At 54.3% G+C, this 20,170-nt stretch carries 17 protein-coding genes; 7 read left to right on the top strand and 10 right to left on the bottom strand.

Annotated features, from left to right (window positions below):
- Positions 1–8 precede the first annotated feature (8 nt).
- Both G461_RS0112730 and G461_RS0112725 read right to left on the bottom strand, forming a co-directional pair.
- A complete protein-coding gene (locus G461_RS0112730; RefSeq protein WP_035480262.1) occupies positions 9–1,733 on the bottom strand; it encodes a putative 2-aminoethylphosphonate ABC transporter permease subunit in 1,725 nt (574 codons plus the stop codon).
- A gap of 9 nt (positions 1,734–1,742) precedes the next feature.
- Positions 1,743–2,834 (bottom strand): putative 2-aminoethylphosphonate ABC transporter ATP-binding protein, encoded by a 1,092-nt coding sequence (locus tag G461_RS0112725; protein WP_026972135.1) that lies wholly within the window; start codon positions 2,832–2,834, stop codon positions 1,743–1,745.
- Positions 2,835–3,141: 307 nt separating this feature from the next.
- On the opposite strand from G461_RS0112725, the gene G461_RS24200 reads away from it, so the two are divergent.
- Positions 3,142–3,525 carry a c-type cytochrome gene (locus tag G461_RS24200; RefSeq protein WP_157360310.1) on the top strand — a complete coding sequence of 128 codons (384 nt, stop codon included), beginning with the start codon at positions 3,142–3,144 and terminating at the stop codon, positions 3,523–3,525.
- Here the strand turns inward: G461_RS24200 and G461_RS0112715 are convergent.
- The 3 genes from G461_RS0112715 to G461_RS0112705 all read right to left on the bottom strand — a co-directional run bounded on the left by G461_RS0112715 (position 3,522) and on the right by G461_RS0112705 (position 7,548).
- On the bottom strand, positions 3,522–4,976 hold the full coding sequence (locus G461_RS0112715) for an alpha-amylase family glycosyl hydrolase (protein WP_026972134.1): 1,455 nt from the start codon (positions 4,974–4,976) through the stop codon (positions 3,522–3,524). The two genes, G461_RS24200 and G461_RS0112715, sit on opposite strands and share 4 nt — an antisense overlap.
- 87 nt (positions 4,977–5,063) lie before the next feature.
- Positions 5,064–6,422 (bottom strand): (R)-1-hydroxy-2-aminoethylphosphonate ammonia-lyase, encoded by a 1,359-nt coding sequence (gene pbfA, locus G461_RS0112710; RefSeq protein WP_026972133.1) that lies wholly within the window; start codon positions 6,420–6,422, stop codon positions 5,064–5,066.
- Between the two features lie 118 nt (positions 6,423–6,540).
- Positions 6,541–7,548, bottom strand: coding sequence for a putative 2-aminoethylphosphonate ABC transporter substrate-binding protein (locus tag G461_RS0112705; protein WP_035480259.1), 1,008 nt, complete (start codon positions 7,546–7,548; stop codon positions 6,541–6,543).
- A gap of 236 nt (positions 7,549–7,784) precedes the next feature.
- Between G461_RS0112705 and phnW the strand changes: the two genes are divergently transcribed.
- Genes phnW through phnX form a run of 3 tightly spaced genes read left to right on the top strand, consistent with a single transcriptional unit; the run spans position 7,785 to position 11,112 of the window.
- Complete coding sequence (gene phnW, locus G461_RS0112700; RefSeq protein ID WP_026972131.1) at positions 7,785–8,885, top strand: 2-aminoethylphosphonate--pyruvate transaminase; 1,101 nt, start codon at positions 7,785–7,787, stop codon at positions 8,883–8,885.
- Between the two features lie 2 nt (positions 8,886–8,887).
- Positions 8,888–10,297, top strand: coding sequence for an aspartate aminotransferase family protein (locus tag G461_RS0112695; protein WP_051333555.1), 1,410 nt, complete (start codon positions 8,888–8,890; stop codon positions 10,295–10,297).
- Positions 10,294–11,112, top strand: a complete 819-nt coding sequence (gene phnX / locus G461_RS0112690) for a phosphonoacetaldehyde hydrolase (RefSeq protein WP_026972129.1) — start codon at positions 10,294–10,296, stop codon at positions 11,110–11,112. Before G461_RS0112695 ends, phnX begins: the two co-directional genes overlap by 4 nt.
- Before the next feature lie 101 nt (positions 11,113–11,213).
- Here phnX and G461_RS26115 read toward each other — a convergent pair whose 3' ends face one another.
- Positions 11,214–11,960, bottom strand: coding sequence for a helix-turn-helix transcriptional regulator (locus G461_RS26115; RefSeq protein ID WP_026972128.1), 747 nt, complete (start codon positions 11,958–11,960; stop codon positions 11,214–11,216).
- A gap of 371 nt (positions 11,961–12,331) precedes the next feature.
- On the opposite strand from G461_RS26115, the gene G461_RS0112680 reads away from it, so the two are divergent.
- Positions 12,332–14,842, top strand: a complete 2,511-nt coding sequence (locus G461_RS0112680; protein WP_157360309.1) for a hypothetical protein — start codon at positions 12,332–12,334, stop codon at positions 14,840–14,842.
- A gap of 87 nt (positions 14,843–14,929) precedes the next feature.
- Here the strand turns inward: G461_RS0112680 and G461_RS0112675 are convergent, their stop codons facing one another.
- Entirely contained in the window at positions 14,930–16,228 is a 1,299-nt protein-coding gene (locus G461_RS0112675) for a serine hydrolase domain-containing protein (protein ID WP_026972126.1), read from the bottom strand.
- 73 nt (positions 16,229–16,301) lie between these two features.
- Here G461_RS0112675 and G461_RS0112670 point away from each other — a divergent pair, with 73 nt between their 5' ends.
- Positions 16,302–17,228 carry a LysR family transcriptional regulator gene (locus G461_RS0112670; protein WP_169727256.1) on the top strand — a complete coding sequence of 309 codons (927 nt, stop codon included), beginning with the start codon at positions 16,302–16,304 and terminating at the stop codon, positions 17,226–17,228.
- A gap of 1 nt (position 17,229) precedes the next feature.
- Here G461_RS0112670 and G461_RS0112665 read toward each other — a convergent pair whose 3' ends face one another.
- The 3 genes from G461_RS0112665 to G461_RS0112655 are packed head-to-tail and all read right to left on the bottom strand — an operon-like array spanning position 17,230 to position 19,327.
- The gene (locus tag G461_RS0112665) at positions 17,230–17,691 is read right to left on the bottom strand and encodes an acyltransferase (RefSeq protein WP_026972124.1); all 462 of its coding nucleotides are present in this window, start codon (positions 17,689–17,691) and stop codon (positions 17,230–17,232) included.
- Positions 17,692–17,704: 13 nt separating this feature from the next.
- The gene (locus tag G461_RS0112660; RefSeq protein WP_026972123.1) at positions 17,705–18,628 is read right to left on the bottom strand and encodes an arginase family protein; all 924 of its coding nucleotides are present in this window, start codon (positions 18,626–18,628) and stop codon (positions 17,705–17,707) included.
- 21 nt (positions 18,629–18,649) lie between these two features.
- Positions 18,650–19,327, bottom strand: coding sequence for a protein kinase family protein (locus G461_RS0112655; protein ID WP_051333554.1), 678 nt, complete (start codon positions 19,325–19,327; stop codon positions 18,650–18,652).
- Positions 19,328–19,462: 135 nt separating this feature from the next.
- On the opposite strand from G461_RS0112655, the gene G461_RS0112650 reads away from it, so the two are divergent.
- A complete protein-coding gene (locus tag G461_RS0112650; RefSeq protein ID WP_026972121.1) occupies positions 19,463–19,864 on the top strand; it encodes an NUDIX hydrolase in 402 nt (133 codons plus the stop codon).
- Positions 19,865–20,170 lie beyond the last annotated feature (306 nt).

Genomic DNA, 20,170 nt, shown 5'->3' with positions numbered 1-20,170 from the left:
TTCCTGTGTTAACGCTTACGCCAGCCTTGGGTTTTGCCTTCCAGCAACTTCGCTATCAGCATATGCAGCAACTTCGCCGCAGCCGCCGAGAGCATAATCATCACCGCCATCGCGGCGGCAGCACCGGTTTGACCGGCATCGTCCATGTTCAACACCGACACTGAAGCAGGAATAGTATCGGTTGCATACAAAAACACAACTGCTGAGGTGGTTGTCAGTGCATTGACAAACATGTAGGCGGCAATGTCCAAAATCGCCGGCAGGCACACCGGTACCGTCACCTTGAAAAACAGCTTGTACTGGGGCAGCTTCACCGACGCGGCAGTGGCCTCAATTTCTGCTGGTAGCTGCTTCAGCGCCGCCAGCGCGGTCATATGCCCCACGGTGTAGTAGTGCACCACCGTATTGACCACCAAGAACGCCATAGTGCCATACATCACATTGAGCGGATTTGCCGGGTCGTTAAAGAAGAAGATATAGCCCAAGCCCAGCACCATCCCCGGCACCGCCATCGGCACCACCGAGAACATCTGCAGCGCCTGACGCATCGGCGCGTAAGAGCGGCCTTTTTCAATCGCATAGGCACCGATAAAGATGATGATGGTGCCAAACAGCGCGGTCCAGCCACCTAAGCGTAGCGAGTTAAAATACGGCGACCAGCCGTAGGTGCTCATCTCAGCGAAGTTGTAGTTATTCAGGGTTAGCGTCTTGTTCCACGGCCAGAAGGTGACCAAGGAGCCATACACCGCCATGCCCAGCACCACTAATACCGCTAGCGAGATGACGCCACAGTAGAGCAAGCACAGACCATCGCGCAGCTTGTTGGGTTCTGGCTGATAGGCCACCGAGCGGGTATCGAACAGGCTCTTCTGCTTTTTCTGCACCCAGCGGTCGGCCACAAAGGCTAGCAAAGCAGGCACCAACAGCAAAATACTGGTGACCGCGCCCATGGAGAAGTTTTGCTGCCCCACCACTTGCTTGAAGATATCGGTGGCCAGCACGTTGTAGCTGCCGCCAATCACCTTGGGCACACCAAAATCGCAGACCACTAGCGTGAACACCACAATCAGCGTGCTGATCAGGCCGTATTTGGCCGCTGGCAGCGTGACAATCATAAAGGTTTTAAAGGGTGAGGTTTTCAGCGCCTTGGCCGCTTCGTACAGGCGTGCATCCGAGGTGCGCAGCGAGGTGTTCAAGATCATCAGCGCATGGGGAAAGGTCCAAAACACCAAGCCCATGGCGATGCCCACCAGGCCGTAGACCGAGTTGCCGCCAAGTAGCTCACGGGCCACCCCTTGGTTACCGAACAAGAAGATCAGGCTAATCGCCGGTAGCAGCGAGGGCGCCAGAATCGGCGCGGTACCCAGTACCTGAAACAGGCCTTTTAGCGGCATGCACGAGCGGGTCAGCGCATAGGCGTAGGTAAACGCTAAGGTGGTGACAATCGCAGTCACTAGCAGCCCCAGCGTCAGGGTGTTGGTTAGCGACTGCCACAGCGCGGGAGAGGCGAAGTAGTTGGCAAAGTTTTCCAGGCCAACAAACTCGCCACTGCGGTTCTGCAGGCTTTTACTGAACATCGCCCACAGCGGCAGCGCCACAAACATCGCCATAAAGCCACACAGCAGCACCAGCAAACCGCCGAGCAACAGGTTGTCGCGACTCAAGCGTTCACGTCGGCGCAGTAGCTGTTCGAGCCAAGAGCCGCCGGTATTGGACATGGTTAAGGTGGTCATTGTGCTCTCCTAACTGGCTAGCGCCGACGGATAGGCCAGCATGCCGCAGCTGCTGATATCGATATGGCGAATATCACCATCTTGCAACGCCAGCTTGGTGTGCGCCTCAATGCCGATATCGGCGATCACCAGCTCAGCCTCGCTATCGTTTAGCAGCTCGCACTCGACCCGATAGAAAGCTCCCATAAACTCCTGGCAGCAGACCTTCACTGGCAGGCTTTGCTCTGACGCGTCCACAAAACGCACGCGCTCAGGACGTACCGCCAGTGATAGCAGCTCACCGACTTCAGGTTGATGGTTACTCAGCTCCGGCGAATCGAAGATAGACTCAGCAACTCTTAGTTGGCGCTCTGCCACCACCGAGCTCTCGATAAAGTTCATCTTGCCGACAAACTCGGCCACAAAACGGCTGGCCGGCTGCTGGTAGATCTCCTGCGGGGTCCCCACCTGCTCAATCACCCCGTGGTTCATCACCACGATACGGTCAGCCATGGTGAGCGCTTCGTCTTGGTCGTGAGTCACCATAATGGTGGTGATGCCCAGCTTGCGTTGTAGCTGACAGATCTCGTCGCGCAAATGGGTGCGCACCTTGGCATCCAGCGCCGAAAGCGGCTCATCCAATAGCAACAAGCCCGGCGACAAGGCCAAAGCACGCGCCAAAGCCACTCGCTGCTGCTGACCGCCAGAGAGCTGATTAGGGAACTTATGTCCCGAGCCCGGCAAGCCAATCAGCGCCAGCCACTCCTCGACCTTGCCCAAGGCATCTTGGGTGGACATGCCCTGATTTTTCAGCCCCAGCGCGATGTTCTCTTGCACTGTCAGGTTGGGGAATAGGGCGTAAGACTGGAACACAATCCCGAAGTCACGCTTCTCCGGCGGCAGGAAGGTGGTATCCGCGCCGTTTTGGGTGATCTTGCCGCTACTTGGCAGGTCCAAACCCGCTATCGCCCGCAGCAAGGTGGTTTTGCCGCAACCCGATGGCCCAAGAAAGCACACAAACTCGCCTTTCTCGATATGGAGTGAAATCTCTTTGAGTGCGGTGAACTGGCCAAACTGCTTGGCCAGACGGTCAATCACCAGATAATGTTCAGAAGTGCTCATAACTGCGAAACAGCCCTAAATATTGGTATAGTCCAAAGAGTAGAGGGCAACTATTGCAATAAGATGACGACGTGTAGATCTCATCGCAACCTTAAAGCAGCCAACGATAGTGCAGGCAGGCAATCGGTGGGCGTTTAGCGCTTCAGTGGATAAGCCCAACAGCGCGCGATCGTCAAATGATCCTTTTTCCGCAGGCGCGAAATGTTAACAGCGCCATGAAAACGCCTTGAGCTTAGGAAGAACAGCCGCCACTGGTCTACGCTCAAAGCCAGACGTAAAGGCAGCATAGCGCTCTCTGGAGGTCTGTTTGAACAGTGGGATAGAGTCTTTTGCAACCGTGCTAATGACCATCGTTGCGATTCTGGTCATTGTGTTTATCTCAATCAACTTGGTCGATGCCAAAGGCGGCAATCCCACCCTTGGCAAAGATTTGTACCTTGAATACTGCATGCGCTGCCACGGCAAATATGCGCAAGGCAAGGGACCGGTGGCCACCGAGCAACTCAGCCCCCCGGCCAACCTGGTGCAAACCCTACGCAACCCACTGACCAACGATACCTACCTGATCCACCAAGTGGTGCTCAGCGGCAAGCCTGAACAAGGGATGCCGGCATTTAAAACGATCCTCAGCCCGCAAGATGCGGAGAATATCTTTGCCTATATACGAGCCTTGAGTAAGCGCGGTGGCTAGCGAACCGACTCCCCTTCCACAATCACATAGCCCCAAGGCCCTAACGTGAACTTCTCAAACTTATCAGAGGCAAAGCTAGCGCCCTGTTGCATTAACACGCGCGGCTTAGAAGCCTCTAGTAGCTCGCTGACATCAAGTTCGCTAGTGCTCGATTGCGCACTGTAGTTGACCACCACCAGCAGTGGCTGGTGCCCTTCACCACTCCAGCGAAAGCCAATTAACGGCGCGGCCAACTTGGCGTCGAGCAAGCACCACTGACCGCGATGAACCACTTCGCGCCCGAGCACCACCAACAGATCGCGATAAAATCCCGCAAGTTCAGGGTTAGTCTGCTCCTGCGGGCCGCGATTGAGGTGCGGCGGAATATGGGTACGCCAGCCTTCAAGCTGGCCATGCTGGAAAAAGCGCAGGCCGGGGCTTAGGTAGCTCAGCAAGGCGGCAGCCTGATGCTGCTTATCGCCAAACACCTTGGCGGCGCGCTGCTCATCGTGGTTTTCCAAAAAGCGCGCCAAACGATGTTGGTAGTCAGGTTCGGCCCGCAGGTGGCCGGTGATATGTTCGGCGTCGCCGGCAATCAAGCGATCCAGCAGCTCCTTGTCGTAGGCGAAATCAAAGCCTTGTTGCTGCATCGCCCACTCCCGCCCCCAGTACACTTCCGCCATAAAGGAAAACGCGGGATGGGCCTGTTTGACCCGGGCAATCGCCTCTGGCCAGAACGGCGCACAAGCGCGACCCCAGGTCTGCTCAAAGATATGCGGCTCGAGCAGCATCGCCATATCGCAGCGCAGCCCGTCGCATAGCTCGCTGATCCGCAATAGCTCTTGCTGCATCGCCCGGTGACACTCTGGGTTGGCGTAATCAAGCTGGGCGGTATCGGGCCAGCCGGGAAAGTAAGGGTCGCGGCCATGGGCGACAATGCGTACAGGCTCGCCTAGCGCAACCTCTGCTAGCGAAAAATAGTTATCAGGCTGGCTCTCAAGCAGCGCCGGATCGCCTTGGATAAAGTAGTCCGGATGCGACTCCAGCCATGGGTGGTCCGGTGCCATATGGTTGGGGACAAAATCCAGCATCACCCGCAGCCCCGCGGCATGGGCTCGCTTGCGAAGCCGCAGCAGCGCGGCATTGCCACCGAGTTCGCCATGCACCTGATAGTCATACACCGCAAAACAGGAGCCGGGGATATCGTCATCACTTAGATCGGGCAGCGTATGGCGAAACTCCTCCTGCCAACTGGGGTGTTGGCGCGAGATCTGCTGGCCAAGCGGCCCGGTCTGCCACACGCCCAGCAGCCACAGCCACTGAAAGCCTTGCTCGCTAAGTGCTTGTAACAAGGCATCATCAATATCATCGAGGGTAGCGGCTCGGCCAAGCTGTTCGCCGAGCTTACGCAGCTCGACCCGCGTATTGTATTGATAGAGTAAGGGGAAAGGAGAGAGGCTGGTCAGGCTCATAGGAAATAACCATGCAGTTTGCTAATCGCTTGATTATAAACTGCTATGCCTCTCTGGCAACGCGTCTGGTAATGCGATACCGCGCCGTTACGCCAGCGCTGCCACGATGGCCGCCTCAATGGTGTCGGCGATAAACTTGGCGTCCTCCATGGTGATCACCAGCGATGGGCGCAGGGTAATAATGCTGCTTTCAATCAACTTAAACGCCAGACCGTTCTCGAAGCACTGGTACATGATCCGCTCTGCTTCTTCGACCCCACGCTGGCCACAGCCATCAGCGCTCAGGATCTCAAGGCCGATATGCAGGCCGATGCCATCAACACTGCCCACGATGGGGTTGCTCGTTTGCATCTGCTTGAAGCGTTCCATCAAGTACTCACCCAACTTGGCGGAGTTTTCCACCAGTTGATGCATCTCGAGATACTCAATCATCGCTAGACCTGCCGCGCCACACAGCCCATTTTTCTCGTGGGTGTAATGGCCTACCGACTGGGTCTCCAACACATTGTATTTCTCGTTAACCACCACGCCAGCAAACGGCATCAGCCCGCCACCCAGTGACTTGCCCAGTACCAAGATGTCGGGAGTCACATAGTGCTCGCAGGCAAACACCTTACCGGTGCGACCGAAGCCCTCGATGATCTCATCGAAGATCAACAGCGCCCCGTGCTCTTCACACAGCAACTTGACCTGCTGCCAGAAGTAGCGCGTCGGCATCACCGGCGTGGCACTGATCGGCTCACCCACCACACAGGCGATATCGCCCTCCTTTTCAAACAAGGTGCGCATCTGGCGGAGGATCTCATCGTCAACTTGTCGCTGCTCGGTGAAGCCCCAAGGGTTGTTCTGGTAGTTGGGGAAGTCCACATGCAGCGCGCCCGGTACCATCGGACCAAGGCGTTTTTTGAACAGGCGCTCGCCGCCCAGGCTGGCCGATTGGAAGCCGTTGCCGTGGTAGGAGTCCCAAAACGAGATGGTCTTCCATTTGTTGGTGTAAGACTTAGCAATCGATACCGCCAGCTCAATAGCCTCGGAGCCACCCGGGCAGAACGATACCCGATCCAGCCCTACAGGGGTCACCGCAATCAACTTTTCCGCCAAGCCAACGATGTTGGAGTTGGTGTAGCGGCGCGAGGTGAAGGTGTTCTTGCTGCGCAGCGCTTCCACCACTTTTTCACACACGTAGTCATTGTTAAAGCCAGCGGCATGTACTCCGTTGCCGTGGCAATCGAGGTAGCGCTTGCCCGCCATATCGACAATGTAAGCGCCTTCGGAATGACTAAGTGCATGCAGCACCGGTGTGCTCAGACTCTGGTGTAAAAACAGCTGCTGGTCTTTCTCTACCAGTTCGCGGGAGCACGGGTCTAGGTGTTGCTGTTGAAACTGAGAGCGCTGCTCGGACAGGTTAACATCGCCCTGTTCGCGGCTGATTTGTTGATCGTTCATAGGTTCGGCTCGGATTAAGTATGTATCGAGGAGCAATAAAAAACGGCCGAAGCAATGACACACCAAGCTTCAGCCGTTCAGGTAGCTAGATAGCGAAGCTATCTAGAGCAATCGCGAATTAAGACTTAGGCTCTGATTTCGCATCGAAGCGGTCAGACCAATCTTTCAGTACCACCGCACGCTCATCACCCATACGCGCGAAGTCCATCTCTGCCATTTTCGCTTCCACATCTGGGAAGTTGGCAACTTCTGCTTTCACATCAACGTGGCCAACCACTGGGTACATCTCAACGTACAGCTCGTTCGCCGCTTTTGAGATGGACCAGTCAACCACACGCTGCGCAGCTTCAGATGGCTTAACCAGACCAACGGCTTCTGATTCCCAGCCAATGCCTTCAGGGGTAATCACTTTAATCGGAGCGCCTTGGGTCTTCAGCTTTGCGCCACGGCTAGCCATGGAGATACCGATTGCCACTTCGCCCATCGCAGCTTGTACACAAGGCTTAGAGCCAGAGTGGGTGTAGTGAGCGATGTTGTCATCCAGGCGAGCCATGTAGTCCCAACCTTGCTCGTCGCCCATGTTTTGCAGCCACGCAGATACCTGCATGTAGCCAGTGCCTGAAGAGGCAGGGTTTGGCATGGCGATGTGGCCTTGGTACTCAGGCTTGGTCAGGTCTTCCCAAGACTCTGGTTTAGACAAGTTATGCTGCTGCGCAACCACTTCGTTAAAGCAGATTGCGTTGAAGAACGCGTCATTGCCGTACCATGCTTGCTGCTGTTGTGGGTCGTTCAGGCTAGCACGTAGCTGATCCAGACCTTGCGGAGTGTAAGGCTGAAGAATGCCTTCGTTTTTCAGTAGCGCCATGGAAGAGCCAGCCAGGCCCCAAACCACTTCGGCTTGTGGGTTTGCTTTTTCTGCCAACAACTTAGCGGTCATGATGCCGGTTGAGTCGCGTACCCACTTAATGGTAATCCCTGGGTTTTCAGCTTCAAAAGCATTCTTGTATTTAGCCAGGATGTCAGTTTCAAACGCAGTGTAAACCGTCACCTCTTGAGCAGCCACAGCGGCATTACTCATCAAAGCGACTGCGGCAGCCAGAGTTCCTAAAGCAAAACGGTTTTTCATGATTATCTCCAAATTCATGATTTTTGGTCTGTACCAGTTTGGTGGTTTTTAAGGTAGGCGGGATATATGACGTTTGCATGAACGAAAAATGTCAGTTTTTCTAAATCGTGCTCGTCTGTGATGGATGAGCAAAACCACCCGTGAATCTTTTATGACACTGGTTGGAGAGCTATTTACCGCGCCATAGCGGGTTGTTAGAGTTTGCAGCAACTCTGGTATAGTCCAAATTGATTAATATGAAAAACGATTACCTACTGCTCACGCCCGGCCCGCTCTCTACCTCGGAATCGGTGCGGGTCGCCATGCTAAAAGACTGGTGCACCTGGGACGATGACTACAACAAAGACATCGTCGAAGTTATCCGCGGAAAATTGGTGGCACTGGCAACCAGTCAGCCCGGCTATACCAGTGTGCTGATGCAAGGCAGCGGCACCGCCTCGGTGGAAGCTACCATCGGCAGCGCCATTGACCCGCAGGGCAAACTATTGGTGGTCAACAATGGCGCTTATGGCGCACGTATCGCCCAGATTGCCAGCTACCTGAACATTGCTTGTGAAGTGGTGGCACCGGGCGAAACCGCTCAGCCATCGCTGGACGCCATTGCCCAACACCTTAAACAGGATGACAGCATCACCCATGTGGCAACGGTGCATTGCGAGACCACCACCGGCATACTCAACCCCATCGAGGCCATCTGTAAGCTGGCCAAGGACCATGGCAAGACCATGATCGTCGATGCCATGTCGAGCTTCGGCGGTATCCCAATGGACGTGGGCGAGCTGGGTATCGATTTTTTGATTAGCTCGGCCAACAAGTGTATTCAGGGCGTACCGGGCTTTGGCTTTGTGATTGCAAAGCAAAGCGAGCTGGAGAAATGCAAGGGGCAGGCGCGTTCGCTCAGCCTCGACCTGTATGACCAATGGCATTGCATGGAAGTGAATCACGGCAAGTGGCGCTTTACCTCACCCACGCATACCGTACGCGCCTTCTACCAAGCGCTGCTTGAGCTGGAAGATGAAGGGGGCGTTACTGCCCGCCACAAACGCTACAAAGAGAACCAAAAGGTCTTGGTGCAGGGCATGCGCTCGCTGGGCTTCACCCCGCTGTTGGATGAGTCGCTGCACTCGCCGATTATCACCTCGTTCCACTCGCCCGAACACAGCGATTACGACTTCAAACGCTTCTATCTAAACCTTAAGCAGCGCGGCTTTGTGATCTACCCGGGTAAGGTGTCCAACGCCGATTGCTTTCGCATCGGCAACATTGGCGAAGTCTATCCGGCCGATATCGAACGGCTGATTGCCGCCGTACAGCAAAGCATGTACTGGGAGGCCTAAGCGTGGACAGCAACAAGCTAAACAACACTGAAGCCAAAAGTGAACAACACCTGCGCAGCGAAGGCGATGTAAACACCACCGCCGCCCGCCAGCAGTGGAACAGCAATATCCAGCACCCCAAGACCCAAGCCCTGCTGGAGCGCGATGCCAACATCTTCTTACATCAAGCGATGTCGACGCCTTGCCTGGATAGCCTGCAGGCCGCCGAAGGGATCTACATCGTCGATAGCGCCGGCAAGCGCTACATGGACTTTCACGGCAACAACGTGCACCAGCTTGGCTATGGCCACCCTCAGGTCGTCAAGCGAGTGAGTGAGCAGATGGCCAGCCTGCCGTTTTCGCCGCGCCGCTTTACCAACGAGGTCGCTATCGATTGCGCCGAGAAACTGAGCGAGATCTGCGGTGGTGAGCTAAACCGGGTACTGTTTGCCCCCGGCGGCACCTCGGTGGTGGGCATGGCGCTTAAGTTGGCCCGCTTTATCACCAACAACTACAAGGTCGTCTCATTGTGGGACTCCTTCCACGGCGCTTCGCTCGATGCCATCTCGGTGGGCGGCGAAGCCTGCTTCCGCGAAGGCATGGGGCCGCTGATGGCCGGGGTCGAGCGCATTCCACCAGCGGTGAGCTACCGTGGCGCCCTGCCCTCGCCCGATGGCAGCGACGAGCACTACGCCGACTATCTTGAGTATGTGATTGAGAAAGAAGGCGGTATCGGCGCCTTTATCGCCGAGAGCGTGCGCAACACCGACGTGCAGGTGCCAAGCAAGGCTTACTGGAAACGCATCCGCGAGATCTGCGACAAGCACAACGTGCTGCTGATTATCGACGACATCCCCAACGGCATGGGCCGCAGCGGCGAATGGTTTACCTACCAAGCCTACGATATCGAGCCCGACATCCTGTGCATCGGCAAGGGCCTGGGTGGCGGCTTAGTGCCGATTGCCGCCATGGTCACCAAAGACAAGTACAACAGCGCGGCACAAGTCTCGCTGGGCCACTACACCCACGAGAAAAGCCCACTGGGCTGCGCCGCAGCACTCGGCACCATCGAGGCGATTGAGCAAGAAAACCTGCTGGCGAAAACCCGCGAAGACAGCCGCTATGTGGCCGAGCGCCTGCACGCCATGCAGGCCCGCTACCCGCTTATCGGCGATGTGCGCGGCATCGGCCTGTTGTGGGGCATCGAGCTAGTCACCGACCAAGACACCAAACAGCGCGCCTTGGATGAAGCCGAAGCGGTGCTCTACCAATGCCTGAACGACGGGCTGAGCTTTAAGGTGTCGCAGGGCAACGTGATTCAACTCAGCCCGCCGCTGATTACTTCCCGCCAGCAGCTTTGCGAAGCGCTGGATATCTTTGAGCGCGCCATCGCTCAGGTCAGTCACGATTACAACTACGAGGTAAAAGCATGACTACGTCTTCTTCTGTACAAGCGGTTATCTTCGATTGGGCCGGCACCATTGTCGATTTCGGCTCCTTCGCCCCCACCAGCATCTTTGTTGAAGCGTTTAAGCAAGGCTTCGACTTCGACATAAACCTTGAAGAAGCCCGCGCCCCGATGGGCCTAGGCAAATGGGACCATATTCAAGCGGTCGGTAAGCTACCCTCGGTGGATGCGCGCTGGCAGGCCCAGTTTGGCCGCGCCATGAACGAGAGTGATATCGACGCCATCTACGCCGCCTTTATGCCGCTGCAAAAGGCCAAGGTGGCCGATCACGCCGCGCCAATCCTTAACGCTATCGAGGTGGTGGATGGGCTGAAAGCCAAGGGGATTAAGATTGGCTCGTGTTCAGGTTACCCACGCGAGGTGATGGACGTGCTGATCCCCGCCGCCCGCGACTACGGCTACCAGCCAGATTGTGTAGTGGCCACCGACGACCTGCCCCAAGGCGGCCGCCCGGCAGCCCATATGGCACTGAAAAACCTACTGGAGCTACAAGTGAGCGACGTGCGCCGCTGCATCAAGGTGGATGATGCCGCACCGGGCATTACCGAAGGCCACAACGCCGGCATGTGGACTGTCGCCTTGCTGCTCTCCGGCAACGAAGCGGGCCTCACCTTCGAGCAGTACCAAAACGCCGCGCCAGCCGCACTCGATGTAGCCCGCGCCACTGCTCGCGAAAAGCTCTCTGCCAGCAAGCCGCACTATATGATTGACACCATCGCCGACTTCCCAGAGGTGGTCGCCGATATCGAGCGCCGTATCGCCGCAGGCGAGCGCCCTTAGGCGCGATTAGTACACTGTGAATTGGGTCGCGAGGGATTGCGAATCACGTAAGTAAGAAAAAACCCGCGCAAGCGGGTTTTCTTTACTCGACACATAAATAGTTAGCTATCGCCGTAGTAGTGGAGGCTCCCGTTAAAGTACCGCGCAATCAGCTGGTTTTGACTGTGGCTCGATGTCTTTGACAAAATTTGCTTGATCTGCGAACGCACAGTCTCTTTCGACACCCGGCGATACTTCGCAATTTCACTTCCATCCATCCCCTCAACCAATAGCTCAAGGACTACCCGTTCTGTTGGGGTAAGCATAATGTGAGAATAGGGCGCTCTGTCTGAGCCTTGTATTCGATGTAACACCGTCGCCATCTCCCTGCTTACCAGCTTTTGCTCCGCCCAACAGGTAAACAAATGCCATAAATCATTGAAACGAGACCAATTTGATAAAGTAGGCTTCCTCACCATATGAGTGCTGAATACAGCTGTTGAGCCGCCTCTGAGTTTAGCGAGGCCACTCACTGAGTGATTTAACCGGATGACAGGACGAATCAGCTCGTTAAATTCATCCCCCTGAACGCTATCCGCAGATACAATTTCTTGAAGGTAACTCAGAGATCCAAATAGCCGATTGTTGAGGTAAGCCTGTAAATAAACATCATGTTGAATATTGCTTAGATAGCGCTGCAAGTTATCCGCGCTGATGTTAAATGAAAAATCATAGAGTGGGTTGCGCGCTTTATCGACTATTGCCAGATAGGCTTTTTCTACCCCTAGCTGATTCGCCTCGAAGCAAAATAGGTACTCAAATTCTGAATTGTCTATGATCTGGGAAGAACCAAGCACTCGCTTATACATTTCCCCTCCAATACAGTGCGCTATCAATCAAGAACATGATCTCTATCAAGCCTTCAGCCCCCCCTATCCCCCACTTGGGTGATGCCTAAGTCATCACTGATTTTCATAATTCACGGGTGTGTTTCAACTAAACAGTCTGGCCACACTCGGAGCCTAGAAAGCTCATTGTGTTGATGAACTAACAGGACGGCGTAGGGCTCTTGTTTACGAGGACTTGAGCATAAAAAGCCTCTGATAAACGATGTTTCATGCACTCCTTTGCCTGAGCCCACGTTATCAGATGCGTTCGCCTTTTTACACTCTGACGATCGATGTCACGTGTAGTTAGAAACCAAGTTTTTAACTCGCAGTAGCAAACAAGGAAGAACATCATGCGACTCAAGCTAATATCCGGTACAGCATTGCTAACCCTTCTTCTCGCAGGTTGTGGAGGCTCTGATGGAGACTCACCGACCACAGAAGTCACACCCAGTGCAGATCTTACCCCCCTATCTGGAACCGTCGTAGACGGCTACATCTACAATGCGCTCGTTTGGTTGGACTTAAATGGCGATCAACTCGTCAGTGAAGGAGAGCCTCAGACACGTTCGGAACTTGATGGCTCCTACTTATTTGAGCTAGAAGACAGTGTACTGCAGGGGCTACCGGGCGTGAGCGTAATCGCTCAGCTAGACAGCACCAGCTATGATGTGGGCTTGGTCCCACCAAGCTCAATGGACGAGTTCAACGCCGCCGTGAAAGAGGGTAGCTTGGTAGCAATCACTGACAACTCCAATGTGACGGTTAAGCTTACAACCCCTCCCTTCACCTCAGAAGAGCTAAGCAAACTGACTGATGAAGAGGGCTTATCAGGCAAAGCCATTACCCCTTTCACTCACCAGATCTACCAAGCTCTGGCAGAGAGCCTGAGCAGCTTGAGCGATTCCGATATTGACGCAGAGCAGCTACAAGCAGCCATCGATAATCTCGTGGCTAACGAGCAAGCCTCTCAGCTGTCCGAGTATACCCAGCAACTTGAGCAGGCGGGGCTCACAGGGCTCTCAGAGGAAGCGTTAACTCTGATGCTACAAGGCGATTTCATTGCATTGAGCGACGATAGCAGCGCAATGGAAGAGCTCTCAGAAATGGCTCAGATCATGGTGAAAACGATGGTTGAGCAGAATGAACATGCAGATGAGCTCGCCCAAGAACCAGAAAACGCAGGCTGGACGGTCAGCTTTCAAAGTGAACAAGGCACCAAGCACTACATCCCCTACAACATGAATGATGCGGTTACTGTCTCCTATAAAGTGGAGATTACAACCCGTGTCAACGAAGCGCTTGACACCAAAGAGTGGACTAACCAGTACTGGGAATACCTGGATGTTCAAGGCGAGCAACAGCTATTCGCAGAGGGTAAAGAAGTCACTACCCTCACGCTAAGTAGCGGCAACTTCGAGGTGCTGGGTGACCACCGCTCCGATAAGGGCATCAACGGTGTATTTCACGCAGTACACATCTATGAAACAGGCTCGGTAATTACCGAAAATGGAGTGACCACCGAGGACTACTACTTGGTGTTCGATGAGGGAAACCCGGTTGACTCAGGCGGGGCACCAAACTACAACTTCCCAGAACGGGTACTGGACTATGAAAGCGCCGAAGAGTTAGCGGCTGCCTATAAGAGTGGTGACTACAGCGCTATCGAGGCGCTCCAGCACCACATCGAAACTACCCGCTACACCGAGGATTACAAGCTATTCTCTCTCACCTTCAACGAGTTCTTGGAGTTTGACGAGAATACCGATTTTCTAACCGAACGAGCCGACTACCGTGAATATCGCGATGACTATAGCTACTACGATGGCCGCAGCATCTACGAGGTACGCAAGGACTGGGAGGCTGACGGTTCCATCAACGAAGTTCTGCACAGTGAGACGACGCTGGAAGACCTTACCATAGAAAGTAACTCCAACCCCGTGTGGGGGGCTAACCCTGAGTACGATCCATGGTATCAATACTTCAACTACTGGGAAGAGTACAGCCAAACTGAAGGCGCTACCGATAGTGCTGGCAACCCCATATTCTCTCACAGTGCCAAGCGCTACTTGCTAGACCCTGCAACCAACACCAAGTATGTAGATAGCAATGGCGAGTCACCGGTATTCAGCCAGTTTGCTGAAACCATCACAACCCTAGATGCAGAAACCCGCACCTATACCAGCTGGGATCACTTCCGAGTCGAAGATGCTCTGTTGGACGACTTTAACCCAACCTTCGACAATAGTGGCCAAAAATACGCATCAAGCAACTACCAGCGGGAGTTTGTCGAATCTTGGGGCCGTAACATTGACGACTTACCGGGCTTAGTGGGTCCTTTGATGGACCAAGCGTTAAGTGAAAATGCGATTGCAGCTATTGTTTACTCGAGCTCCTTAGACAGCTACAACGCACGTTTCTTTAGCGAAAGTGATTGTGAGATTGAGCTAACCGGCAGTGAAGCAACCAACGCCGCGTTCACCTCGGCTCTCGCGCAATGCGGCGAAGACCTGGGCTTTAGCGACCAAGAAATCCGTGGCGCTCGGATAGCTCGCAGTCGCCAGCAAGGTGAAGTCCTACGAGTTTGGATCTTAGAAGAGGATGGTGCACTGGTTCGCGCAAACATCGGCCCGGAAGACACACAGATATCCAACAAACAAGGGTGGTTTATCAGTGACTCAGGCTACCTGGAGTTACAAGGCGATGAAGACTCCATTCGCCGTCTCGCACCTTATTACAAAGCTGAAAAGGCGATGGGTGTGATTGTGATGGACTACAACCCTATCACAGGCGAGGTATCAGAGATTTGGAGTGAGGGGTACACAGATATCTCAGATTGGGACATCCCAGAGCTGAGCAACTAGCCTCACCGTAGTGAACGTCTATTTGTAGCAGTAGCAAGTCGAAGCCACCCAATAATAAGGGTGGCTTTTCTGCATATACAGTTTCAACTAGTTGATACTGTCGGCAATCGCCTCGAAGGCAGCCATGCGAGGGCGGTTGGTTGGACGTGCAGCGTTAGAGGCACTTTCGGCCGATGAGAACGTGGCAATCACCAAGTCTTTTTCTTGGTTGATGTAAAGCACTTGGCCGAACACCCCACGGTAGGTAGCGATGCCTTTTTCGCTGTCGTGCACCCATAGGAAGTTCTTGTAGCCTTCCAGCCACTCGTCGTACACAGCGGTGTCAGCTTGCTTGTAGATACTCCGCTGGGTGTGCAAACGCTCTTCATCGCTTAGCGTAAAGGTGTCTTGTACCCAAGCCTTATCGAATACTTGCTGGCCGTTGTACTCGCCGTCATTGACCATGGCTAAACCCACTCGGGCGAAGTCACGCAAGGTAGTGTTAAAACCACCGGTGGCAATGGCGGTGAAGGTGTTATCGGCCATAAAGAAGGCGTCATGCTCGGTGCCTAGCTTGCTCCAGATGTTATCGGCAACAAAGGTTTGCAGCGGCTGGCCCGATACGCGGCTGATGATCCAACCAATCACATCGACGTTAGGCGAGTGGTACTCATAAGTATGTGACGGCTCAAGATCGGGGTTTTGCTTAAACATTGGCGCAAACTCCAGCAAGCCGCGTGGCGTGCTGTCTTGAGTTGGGTCGATGGCCATCAAGTCGTAAGCAGGAATAAAGCCCAGACGGCGGAAATACTCAGTACTGAAATCACCCGGAGGCATGTTCACATAGTCTTCCGAGTAATCCAGCGCGCTCACCATGTTTAGCACTTCGCGCACTGTACGCTCCCCGAAGTGGGTATCTTTAAGCTCAGGGATGTAGGTTTGTACCTGCGCGTCTACGTCCACTTTACCTTGAGCGACCAACAAGCCCATTGCCTGTCCGGTCAGCGACTTGGTGCTTGAGGCCCACAGGTGATGATCGCGCTCGGTAAAGCCGTTGAAGTAGGCTTCATGCAACACCTTCCCGTCCTGAATCACAATGTAGCCATCGGTGTTATCGCCGATCATCGCTTGGTCTACGGTGAAGGTCTCACCTTTGTATTCAAACTCAATATTGGCGATGCTGGCATCTAAGGCCTCTGGGATCTGAGTGATTTCACCACTGCGCGGCACCATCACGCTTGGGTGCAGACCTACGTTGCGGAAGGCCCATTGGTTGTAGGGGTGAACGGTCCAGTTGGATTTGGTGACCTGCGCCTCAGGTTTGGCAGGAATGGTGTCCATCACAGCAGATGCACCGGTAGAGAACAGAGTTAGGGCAATAACGCCGGCAATTGTGCTTGTTTTCATCGCTTATGTCTCACGTCTTGATAGCGAGGCTTGAGTTTAAGCCGCATTTACCCATCCATTCACATGCATTATGATGGGGATACACGTTCATAATCCCGTATTTGCTGCGATGATTACCCTTGAGCAACTCACCTGCTTCAAAGCTGTGTTTGAACAGAACAGCTACAGCGCCGCCGCCCGCCAGCTACGCAAAGACCGCACCACCGTGCGCGAGCATATCCTGGCGCTGGAAGATGAGCTCGACTCGGCGCTGTTTACCATCGAAGGGAAAAAGGCGGTAGCCACCGCGCTCGCCCACCACCTTTACCCGCGCGCCAAGCTGATGCATAAACAGGCCTTTGAGTTTGTCGAATCGGCCCTCTCCGCCCATAGCAACCGGCTCAATCAGCTCACCATCTACTACGACACCCAGATCCCGCGGCCCTTACTGACCGCGATAGAGCAGCATTTCGCCAACCAATACCCACATCTGCGACTGCACTACCTGCACCGTAATCGCAGCGACACCAGCGATGCCCTGGAAAAAGGCGAAGCACACATCGCCTTTGTGATTGCCCGCGGTGCCGCCCTATCGGCAGAGCATGTCGGGCAGTTAAACTTGGGCAGTAGCGGGTTTCAGGTATATGCCCACCCGGACTCCGCGCTAGCACAAGCCGAGCGGGTAACGCTGGACCAGCTCACCAGTGAGTTGCAGTGGGTGGTAGAGAACAGCTTGGAATCGAACCTAGGGGAGTTGCGCGTTGCTGGAGAGCAACAGGTAATCAGCAATATCGACTTGCTGGTAGAGATGCTAGCGGTACGCGGCTGGAGCCTACTCAATAGCCGCGATGTTCAGCCCTATGTGGCGCAAGGCAAGTTAAAGCAAGTAAATATGAGCCAGATGCTGCAATCCTACCCCAGCAGCGTGGTGATGCTCTATCCGCTGGCGTTGGAGCAAAACCCGGTCATGCAAAGCCTGTTTGGCGCACTGCCTCAGATAGCAGCGCACTGCCTTAACTAACTTAGAGTGCACGCAGCAGCTTGGCGGGATTCCCTGCGTAAATACCCGGCTGGGTAATATCTTTGGTGACCACGCTGCCCGCGCCGATGACCGCATCATCGCAAATACTGACTGCCAAGATGGTGGCGTTAGAGCCAACGGTGACTCTATCACCCAGTACTATCCGCCCCCAGTTATCTGAGTTCGGGTCAGGCTTGCCACTTTTAAACATATCGTTGGCGAACATCACACCATGACCGATAAAGCAGTCTTCTCCAATGGAAACATACTCGCAAACAAAGGTGTGTGACTGCACTTTGGTTCGGGCGCCAATTCGGGTGTGTTTTTGCACCTCGACAAAGGGGCCGACAAATACCTGTTCAGCCAACTCACAGCCATAGACATTGCTTGGCTGGACTATCGTGACGCCTTCGCCACATTGCACATCAACGATGCCTACTTGCAGGGTTTTGGGGGTTGCCATTGTTGCTCTCTTATTATTTCGCTTTCACTGCCAAAGGCCCAAAACCCATGGCAGTATCAATCAGCTTCACCTTTAACTCGTGCGATACGCCATTCACATCGCGCTCCGGCAGATACTCAACAAACTCAGCGCCGATAAACTTCTCGCTGGCGGTAAGCTTGCTCACCATATACAGCGCTTCACGGGCACTTAGCCCGCCGATATCGGGAGTAGCGCATGCGCGGAATATCGCCCCGTCCAAGGCATCATAATCAAAAGAGAGGTAGATGTGGTCGAAGTCTTGTTCCAGCCTTTGCAGCAAGCCTTGAGTGGCAGCAGCAATGCCTTGTTCTTCTATCTGCGACATCGTCAACCAGCTGATCGCGTGTTCGGATATAGTCGCCAGCTCATTGGGGCCAATATCGCGTACCCCAACATAAAATAGCTGCTCAGGGCGAAGCGCCAGCTCAGGGTCGATTTGCCACTTGGGCCAGCGGTTCATCAGCATCGTCAGTGGCTTACCGTGTAGGTTCCCCTCCGGGTCATCGTTACAATCGGCATGGGCATCCACCCAGACAAGCGCTACCTTCTCACCTCGCTCCACCTGAAAATGCTGCAATACTGCCTGCAAGCTCGCTACGGCAATCGCGTGGTCACCACCAATCGTGATGGGTCGCCGCCCTTGTGAGAAGGAGTCGAGCAGCGCCGCTTTGAGCTGGGCGCTGTAGGCATCTAACGCCGCCAACTTATCGCCTGCGGCTAGGTACTCGCTCACCTCGGCGCTGGGCGCAACATCGCCACAATCGCGAATATCGGCTCCCCAGCGTTGCCTGCGGATAGCCAGCCATTCGTCTAGGCCACCGTCGCCACGGCGTAGCGCTTGAGCGGGATTGTCCTCACTACAAACAGATCCAAACTGGTTTAACGGCGCACCAATCACATCAAAGCCAACAACCACACATTACTCCTTTACCGGTCACTACTCATACTTGCTAGCCCAAGCAGCTACCTGCACCTCAAACGGCGCTTTAATCGGCTCGCCGCTATCTATGGCGATATTAATCGCATCGACCTGACCGTTTTGCTTAAAGCGCTTCATGCCTTCGCTGTTAGCCCAGTAGTAAAGCCCCCAGTTGCGCAAATCCCAGTGGCTATCGTAGGGGTTGTGCTCGTAATCAACGTAAAACAAGCGCCCCTGCAGCCAAACGAAGTTATCGGGGAAGTAATCGATGTTTAGTCCCGCCGACTGAAGGCTGTTGGCCATGGCAAAGACTTGGGCAACGCAGGCCTCGTCCAACGCTTGGGCAATCACCAGCTCGGTCACTGTTGGGCCATCAAGGAAGGTTTTGATTAAATAGCCATGTTCGCGGTCGTGGATTAATAACTCAGGGACCGCAATCCCTAACTGCTGCAAGCGCTGGTAGGCGGCAACTTCTAAATCCACTTTGTTGTTGTCGCCAAAGTCGTAGTAAGGGCAAGGCTCGTGATGCATCAGCTTGACCACAACCTGCCCCTCCGGCCCTTCGGCCAGATAAGAGTAGGCCGACTTACCTCTGCCCAGTAACTCGGTAAGGGTAAACACACCAATGCGACTGTTTAGCTGACAGCCTTCAGCATTGGCCGGCGAGATTTCGCCGTCGCGGTGGTTAATTAGCATTGTGTCCCTCCCCGGTTTCGATTGTAATTGTCACTCTTCAACCACCGTATCAATTGCGAGTCTCTTTAATACTGTTTTAGGTCAAGTGCTTATAAAGCAGCGGAATAAGAGGCTACACCGAACAAGGTAACAACCATGAGCAAACTCATCGACAAACTAGCGTGGCTGCGCATCGAGAATCACAAGGCATTGTGCGTGCGCTCCAAAGGCAAGCAGCTGTTCTACATCCCCGGCGGTAAGCGAGACCCCGGCGAGAGTGACCAGCAGGCGTTGTGCCGAGAGATCCAAGAAGAACTCAGCGTAGCATTGGAGCCAGCGTCATTGTCGCTGTTTGGCACCTTTATCGACCAAGCCGACGGCAAAGACGATGGTACCCAAGTACAGATCACCTGTTATCAAGCGGATTACCAAGGCGAGCTGGCGGTGGATTCAGAGATCGAAGAGCTAGCGTGGTTGGGCTATGGCGATCTGCCGCGCTGCTCGTTGGTGGTGAAGCAGCTGTTCGAGCATTTGTATAGAGAGGGATTGATTCGCTAGCGGACCAACGACAGAGCCGCTGCGGCGCTAATCTTCGCAGCACAAATGATGAACATGCCATGCCTCGGAGAATACTTGCTCAATGAGGCATACTGTCACTAGGGTTTCGCAAAGAGTTGCTCGTTCCGACTTTGCGAAGCCAAGAGATCGAGCAAACCTAAAGCAAGCTTTCTATAAAGTAGACAACTGACAGTGTCCATCTAGATCTTAAGGGCGTTGTTGCCTAAATAGAATTGAACCTATTCGCTCATCTGCGATCTGATCGTTAAACCCTACTATCAGGTCGCACTATGGGCACCGCCAAGG

Source organism: Aliagarivorans marinus DSM 23064 (assembly GCF_000429485.1).
GTDB lineage: Bacteria > Pseudomonadota > Gammaproteobacteria > Enterobacterales > Celerinatantimonadaceae > Aliagarivorans > Aliagarivorans marinus.
The sequence above is the reverse complement of the archived record's forward strand: the minus strand, read 5'-3'. Positions and strand labels throughout refer to the sequence as shown.